7 protein-coding genes are annotated in these 7,422 nt (G+C 63.4%); all 7 read left to right on the top strand.

The features are described from left to right. On the top strand, positions 1-1,320 hold a 1,320-nt coding region (locus BGN95_RS13570), incomplete at its 5' end, for a carboxyl transferase domain-containing protein (RefSeq protein WP_286772928.1). 118 nt (positions 1,321-1,438) lie between these two features. Then, entirely contained in the window at positions 1,439-3,283 is a 1,845-nt protein-coding gene (locus tag BGN95_RS13565; protein ID WP_286772927.1) for an acetyl/propionyl/methylcrotonyl-CoA carboxylase subunit alpha, read from the top strand. After that, entirely contained in the window at positions 3,283-3,735 is a 453-nt protein-coding gene (locus BGN95_RS13560) for a MaoC family dehydratase (RefSeq protein WP_286772926.1), read from the top strand. Before BGN95_RS13565 ends, BGN95_RS13560 begins: the two co-directional genes overlap by 1 nt. Further along, complete coding sequence (locus tag BGN95_RS13555; RefSeq protein ID WP_286772925.1) at positions 3,732-4,577, top strand: HpcH/HpaI aldolase/citrate lyase family protein; 846 nt, start codon at positions 3,732-3,734, stop codon at positions 4,575-4,577. Before BGN95_RS13560 ends, BGN95_RS13555 begins: the two co-directional genes overlap by 4 nt. Continuing rightward, complete coding sequence (locus tag BGN95_RS13550; protein WP_286772924.1) at positions 4,574-5,281, top strand: CoA transferase subunit A; 708 nt, start codon at positions 4,574-4,576, stop codon at positions 5,279-5,281. Before BGN95_RS13555 ends, BGN95_RS13550 begins: the two co-directional genes overlap by 4 nt. Beyond that, positions 5,281-5,916, top strand: coding sequence for a CoA transferase subunit B (locus tag BGN95_RS13545; protein ID WP_286772923.1), 636 nt, complete (start codon positions 5,281-5,283; stop codon positions 5,914-5,916). The genes BGN95_RS13550 and BGN95_RS13545 overlap by 1 nt, the downstream gene beginning before the upstream one ends. 10 nt (positions 5,917-5,926) lie before the next feature. Beyond that, entirely contained in the window at positions 5,927-7,099 is a 1,173-nt protein-coding gene (locus BGN95_RS13540) for an acetyl-CoA C-acetyltransferase (protein ID WP_286772922.1), read from the top strand. Positions 7,100-7,422 lie beyond the last annotated feature (323 nt).

The following is a 7,422-nucleotide window of genomic DNA, read 5'->3' as shown; positions in this document are numbered from 1 at the left end:
GCCGGGATTGGCAGAGTGTCCGGGCGCCAAGTCATGATCGTGTGCAACGACGCCACGGTGAAGGGAGGGACCTACTATCCGCTCACGGTCAAGAAGCACCTGCGAGCGCAGGAGATTGCCGAAGCCAATCGCCTGCCGTGCATCTATCTGGTCGATAGCGGGGGCGCGAACCTGCCGCACCAGTCGGAAGTGTTTCCCGACCGCGATCATTTCGGGCGCATCTTCTATAATCAGGCAAACATGAGCGCGAAGGGCATTCCACAGATCGCTTGTGTCATGGGGAGTTGCACCGCTGGAGGGGCTTATGTTCCCGCGATGTCTGACGAGAGCGTCATTGTGCGCAATCAGGGCACCATCTTCCTGGCGGGTCCCCCATTAGTAAAGGCCGCCACTGGTGAGGAAATCAGCGCCGAAGACCTCGGCGGCGGTGATTTGCACGGCCGCAAGTCAGGTGTGGTGGACCACGTTGCCGAAAACGATGAGCATGCGCTCACCATCGTGCGCGACATCGTTTCGCATCTGCCCGCAGAATGCGCGCCAGAGGTTCCGGCAATAGAGCCGCGACCGCCAGCCTTTCCGGCCGAGGACCTGTACGGGATAATTCCCCAGGACGTCCGTGCGCCCTATGATGTCCACGAGGTGATCGCACGGATCGTTGACGGAAGCGAATTCCACGAGTTCAAGGCGCTCTACGGCAGCAGCCTGGTCTGCGGTTTCGCCCACATATGGGGATTCCCCGTCGCCATCATCGCCAACAATGGCGTGCTCTTTCCCGAGAGCGCCATGAAGGGCGCGCATTTTATCGAGCTGGCTTGCCAGCGGCGCACGCCGCTCCTGTTTCTCCAGAATATTTCTGGGTTTATGGTGGGAGGCAAGTACGAAGCAGAAGGGATCGCAAAGCATGGCGCCAAGCTCGTCACTGCAGTTTCAACGGCAACGGTGCCCAAGATTACCATATTGATCGGAGGCAGCTTCGGCGCGGGCAACTACGGCATGTGCGGGCGCGGTTACTCCCCTCGGTTCCTGTTCAGCTGGCCCAACAGCCGCATCTCGGTCATGGGCGGCGAACAGGCAGCCAGCGTGCTGGCAACGGTTCACCGCGATGCTGACAAGTGGACGGCGGAGGAGGCTGAGGCGTTCAAGGCGCCTATTCGCCAGCGCTACGAGGAAGAGGGCAATCCGTGGCACGCCACGGCCCGGATGTGGGACGATGGCATAATCGATCCTGCCCAGACGCGCGACGTGCTGGGGCTAGCTTTGGCCGCTTCGCTGAACGCGCCGATACCCGAGCGTCCCGCTTTCGGCGTGTTCAGGATGTGACGACGGGAGGCCGGGCACAGCGCCAGTCGCCGCGTGCTCCGGCAGGCCACGCCACCCTTCATTCCAGGCCCGGGATTGACGTGATGCAATCCAGGGCGATCAGGGGATCCAACCCAGCATGATCAATTCTCTCCTTATCGCCAACCGCGGCGAAATCGCCTGCCGCGTGATCCGCACGGCGCGGGCCATGGGCATGCGCACCGTGGCGGTCTATTCCGATGCCGACGCCGATGCCCTGCATGTGCGGCAGGCAGACGAAGCGGTGCATATCGGCCCGTCGGCCGTGCGGGAAAGCTACCTTCAAGGCGAGAAGATCCTCGCTGCGGCCAAAGCGACCGGCGCCGAAGCCATCCACCCGGGATACGGGTTTCTTTCTGAGAATGCCGAGTTCGCGCAGGCGGTAATGGACGCCGGGCTGGTCTGGGTCGGCCCGAACCCCTCGAGCATCACCGCGATGGGGTTGAAGGACGCCGCCAAGAAGCTGATGGCCGAGGCCGGCGTACCGATCACGCCGGGCTACATGGGGGAGAACCAGGACCCCGCTTTTCTGGCCGGAGAGGCGACCCAGATCGGCTATCCAGTCCTCATCAAGGCGGTGGCCGGTGGCGGCGGCAAGGGCATGCGCATGGTCGAGCGGGCGGAGGACTTCCCCGACGCGCTGCTGTCCTGCCAGCGCGAAGCCGTTTCGAGCTTCGGCAACGGCCACGTCCTGATCGAGAAGTATATCCAGCGTCCCCGCCACATCGAGGTTCAGGTGTTCGGGGACAGGCATGGCAACGTCGTGCATCTGTTCGAGCGCGACTGCTCGCTCCAGCGCCGACACCAGAAGGTGATCGAGGAAGCGCCTGCGCCGGGCATGGACGCGGCGACCCGCGAGGCGTTGTGCTCGGCCGCGGTCCGTGCGGCCCGGGCGGTCGACTACGTCGGCGCCGGCACGATTGAGTTCATCGCCGACGCTTCCGACGGGCTTCGCGCCGATCGAATCTGGTTCATGGAAATGAACACTCGCCTCCAGGTGGAGCACCCGGTTACGGAGGCCATCACCGGGGTCGACCTGGTGGAATGGCAGTTGCGCGTCGCCAGTGGCGAGGCCCTGCCGCTGAGCCAGGACCAACTGTCGTTGCGCGGTTGGGCCATGGAGGCGCGGCTCTATGCGGAGGATCCGGCGAAGGGCTTCCTCCCCAGCATCGGCCGTCTCGAGCTCCTGCTTTTCGGGGGCGCAACCGGCGGTCGCATCGACACCGGAGTTTACCAGGGTGCCGAGGTGTCGCCCTTCTACGACCCGATGATCGCCAAGGTGATTGCCCAGGGCGCGACCCGGAACGAGGCGCGTCAGCGGCTCGGAGAGATGCTCGGTGGGACCGCCGTTTGGCCAGTGAAAACGAACGCCTTCTTCCTGGCGCGCGCGCTGGAACATCCGGAATTCGTTGCAGGGCAGGTCGATACCGGATTGATCGCGCGGGACGGCGAGGCGATGGCGGTGCCGCCGCATCCCTCGGCGGCCGCGATGAGGCGTGCTACCCGCGAGCTGATCTCCAACCAGCCCCTCGCCGGCTTCAGGCTCAACTCCGAACCCGCGCGGAGCGCGATCTTCCTGCTCGATGGCCAGGCTACGGAGATCGCCTTGGAAGGTGGCGGCAGTGATCGTCCCGCCGGATCGACGCTGGTGATCGACCAAGGACAGGCGTGGTTGCTCGCGCCGTGGCGCCAGGACGGCACTGGCGGGAGCGCATCGAGCGACGGCCAGATCCTTTCGCCGATGCCGGGCCGGGTCATCTCAGTCGAGGTAAGCGCCGGGGCGATAGTGAAGAAGGGGCAACGGCTGTTGACCCTTGAGGCGATGAAGATGGAGCACACGCTGACGGCGCCGTTCGACGGGGTGATCGCGGAGCTCAATGCCGTGGCGGGCTCACAGGTGCAGGTGGATGCGCTGCTGGCACGGGTCGAGAAGGAGGTGCAGTGATGGCAGGGCGGTATTTCGATCAATGGCAGGTGGGCGAACGGATCGAGCACGAAATCCGCCGCACTGTCACCGAAACAGACAACCTCCTATTTTCGACTATGACCCACAATTCCCAGCCGCTGCACATCGACGCGGAGGCCGCAAGAGCCAGCGAGTTCGGGCAGATCCTTGTCAACGGCACCTTCACCTTTTCGTTGATGACCGGCCTGTCGGTCGGGGACACGACCGCCGGTACGCTCGTCGCCAATCTCGGTTATGACGAACTGATGATGCCCAAGCCGGTGTTCATCGGCGACACGCTGCGCGCGGCGACCGAGGTGGTCGAGCTGCGCGAAAGCCGGTCGCGACCGAATGCAGGTGTGGTGACGTTCCGCCACGAGATGCTCAATCAGCGCAACGAGATCGTCTGCCGGTGTCGCCGCTCTGCCCTGATCCTCAGGACGCCGTCGTGAGATTGCGATCGCTGCTGTTTGTTCCGGCGGATCGGCCGGAGCGCTTTGCCAAGGCCGTTGCGAGCGGGGCCGACGCGATCATCCTCGACCTTGAGGACTCGGTTGCCGCAGCCCGCAAGGATTACGCACGCGGCGCGATCCGGGACTGGCTGTCGGAGCCCCGGGAATGCCTGAGCTTCGTCCGCGTAAACCCGCTGGGCAGCGCCTTCGTCGCCGACGATCTAGAAACGGTGCTCGGGACGGACCCGGCAGCACTGTTGCTCCCCAAGGCGGAGGGGGCCGCTAGCGTGCGGGCCATCCTGGGGATGGCGGGGAGCGCTCCGGTTCCCCCGATATTGCCCATCGCCACTGAAACCCCGGCCGCGGTCTTCGAACTCGGCAGCTACCGCGAGGTTCGGGATCACCTGGTGGGATTGACCTGGGGGGCAGAAGATTTGCCTGCGGCGATTGGCGCGAGCTCGGCGAGGGAGCCGGACGGCAGCTATACCGCCCCCTACGAACTGGCGCGGAGCCTGACCCTGTTTGCCGCCCACGCCACCGGCGTCGCCGCGCTCGAAACGGTCTTTCCGAAAATCGACGCGCCGGAAGCGCTTGACGCTTATGTGCGTCGGGCACGGCGCGATGGGTTCGTCGGCATGATGGCGATCCACCCTGGCCAGGTGCCGGTGATCAACGCGGCCTTCATGCTGGGGCCGGACGAGATTGACCGGGCCCGCCGGATCATCGCGGCCTTCGAAGCGTCGCCGGGAGCGGGGGCACTCCAGCTCGACGGGGCGATGATCGATGCGCCCCATCTCAAGCAAGCGCGAGCGTTGCTGGCTCAAGCCGGAGAGGAAATATGAACAAGATTTATCCCGATGCCTGCTCCGCGCTCGACGGATTGTTACGCGACGGGCTGCTGATCGCCAGCGGCGGCTTCGGGCTCTGCGGTATTCCCGAGCGCCTGCTCGATGCCATTATGGTGTCGGGCGTGAAGGATCTCACATTTTGCTCGAACAATGCCGGGATAGATAACGAGGGCATCGGCAAGCTGCTGCGTACGCGTCAGGTGAAGAAAATGATCTCGTCCTACGTGGGCGAGAACAAGGAGTTCGAACGCCAGTACCTCTCGGGCGAGCTTGAGGTTGAGTTCTGTCCGCAGGGTACCTTGGCGGAGCGCATGCGAGCAGGCGGCGCGGGTATCCCCGGCTTCTATACCAAGACTGGCGTGGGGACGCTCGTGGGGGAAGGGAAGGAAGCCAAGCTGTTCGACGGCGACGAATACATCCTAGAACGTGGCATCGTCGCCGACCTGTCGCTGGTCAAGGCGTGGAAGGCCGACCCCACCGGCAACGTGATGTTCCGCAAGACCGCACGCAACTTCAACGTGCCGGCCGCCACCTGTGGCAAGGTTTGCGTGGTCGAGGTCGAAGACATCGTCCCCGTTGGCAGTCTCGATCCCGACGCGATCCACCTGCCTGGGGTTTACGTCCAACGCCTCGTCGTCGGCAGCCCTTACGATAAGAAGATCGAATTCCGCACCGTGCGCGATAGGGAGACCGCATAATGGCCTGGACCCGCGACCAGATGGCCGCCCGCGCCGCGCAGGAGCTGCGCGACGGTTTCTACGTCAACCTCGGCATCGGCATCCCGACGCTGGTGGCCAACAACATCCCCGCCGGTATGACGGTGACTTTGCAGAGCGAGAACGGCATGCTCGGCATAGGCCCGTTCCCTTATGACGATGAAGTCGATCCCGACCTTATCAACGCCGGCAAGCAGACCATCAGCGAACTGCCGCATTCGGCTTATTTCGACAGCGCGCAGTCGTTCGCAATGATCCGTGGCGGCAAGATCGACCTCACCGTGCTCGGCGCGATGGAAGTGGCCGAGAACGGCGACATCGCCAACTGGATGATTCCGGGCAAGATGATCAAGGGCATGGGCGGCGCGATGGACCTCGTTGCCGGCGTGAAGAAGATCATCGTAGTGATGGAGCATTGCGCCAAGGACGGCACCGCGAAGTTCATCCCGGCCTGCACCCTGCCGCTGACCGGCGTGGGCGTGGTCGATATGATCCTGACCGACCTCGCGGTGTTCCGCCGGCCCGATCACTCCTCGCCCTTCCGCCTCGAGGAATGCGCGCCCGGCGTGAGCGCCGAGGAAGTGCGGGCGAAGACGACCGCGCACTATATTCAATAAGGGGAACGAGATGACTGGTGTGGTAATCGCCTCTGCGAAGCGCACTCCTGTAGGAAGCTTCATGGGTGCTCTGGCGCCATTGCAGGCCTATGAATTGGGCAAGGCTGCAATCGTGGCAGCGCTTGACGCTGCAGGAGTCGTTCCGTCCGACGTCGACGAGGTCATCATGGGCAATGTGTTGACTAGTGCACTCGGCCAAGGGCCAGCACGTCAGGCGGCGATTGCCGCAGGCATTCCGGCGGATGCGACCGCGCTCACCATCAACCAACTCTGCGGTTCGGGGCTGCGTGCGGTCGCGCTTGGTGCACAGGCGATTCAGGCCGGCGATGCCCGCATGGTAATCGCCGGCGGGCAGGAGAGCATGTCCAATGCGCCACATGCACAGCGGCTGCGCAACGGGGCGAAGATGGGCAGTGTCCAGATGGTCGACACGATGCTCAGGGATGGGCTCACCGATGCGTTTGACGGCGAACACATGGGCCTGCACATGGACCGGCTCGCAGCCGAACTGGAGATCACTCGCGACGAACAGGATCGCTTCGCTTGTCGGTCGCAAAACCCTGCCGAAGACGCGCGCAAGACCAGGCGATTCCGTGACGAGATCGTCCCCGTCACCATCAAGAATCGACATGGCGACGTCGTCGTCGATACCGACGAATACATCCGGGAGGACGTTACAATCGACTCGCTTGCGGGTCTGAAGCCTGCGTTCGACAAACAGGGAACGATCACCGCCGCAAATGCCTCGGGCATCAACGACGGCGCGGCTGCCATGGTGCTGATGTCAGCTCAGGAAGCCAACGCGCGCGGCGTCAAGGTGATGGGGCATATCCGAAGCTGGGCCACTGCTGGCGTCGAACCCTCGCGCTTTGGCATCGGTCCGGTGCCGGCGGTGCGCAAGGCGCTCGACAAGGCGGGCTGGGCGGTCGCCGATCTCGACCTTGTCGAGGCGAACGAAGCGTTCGCAGCCCAAGCTCTGGCCGTCACGCGCGAGTTGGGTCTGAATGATCGAATTGTCAACGTAAACGGGGGGGCAATAGCGATTGGACATCCGATCGGCGCATCTGGTGCTCGGATCCTCGCAACGTTGCTCCACGAGATGGAAAAGCGTGACGCTCGGAACGGGCTTGCAACTCTCTGCATTGGGGGAGGCATGGGTATCGCGATGTGCATCGAGCGATAATCTCTGCACTCATGTTCTCTCTGACGGAGTTAGCGACATTTGAGCAATACGCGCCAGCCCGATGTACGCTTACGCGACCTTGGAAATGAGTGCCTGATGCGTTCCTCAATTCCAAAGTCGTATGCGTCCATGGTCTTTTAGATCCAGCGCCAAAGGATGTTATCTTTCGCCGCTGTGCACCGGGTGCCGTCGAAGAGCGATACTGGCGACAAGGTCGATATGACGATCAGGCAATGAACTTGACCAAGTCAAGACATCGGCAGGCGTTGAGTATTGTGCCCGGGAGAACGAATATGAATGCCAAGGCGTCGGTAGCAGGAGTG

The organism is Sphingomonas sp. 66-10, assembly GCF_001897045.1.
In the GTDB taxonomy this organism is placed as follows: domain Bacteria; phylum Pseudomonadota; class Alphaproteobacteria; order Sphingomonadales; family Sphingomonadaceae; genus Sphingomonas; species Sphingomonas lycopersici.
This window is presented reverse-complemented; position numbering and strand designations above follow the sequence as displayed.

Coding starts and splice junctions, on each gene's coding strand:
- BGN95_RS13565 (WP_286772927.1), top strand. CDS start 1,439: ATGATCAATTCTCTCCTTATCGCCAACCGCGGCGAAATCGCCTGCCGC.
- BGN95_RS13560 (WP_286772926.1), top strand. CDS start 3,283: ATGGCAGGGCGGTATTTCGATCAATGGCAGGTGGGCGAACGGATCGAG.
- BGN95_RS13550 (WP_286772924.1), top strand. CDS start 4,574: ATGAACAAGATTTATCCCGATGCCTGCTCCGCGCTCGACGGATTGTTA.
- BGN95_RS13545 (WP_286772923.1), top strand. CDS start 5,281: ATGGCCTGGACCCGCGACCAGATGGCCGCCCGCGCCGCGCAGGAGCTG.
- BGN95_RS13540 (WP_286772922.1), top strand. CDS start 5,927: ATGACTGGTGTGGTAATCGCCTCTGCGAAGCGCACTCCTGTAGGAAGC.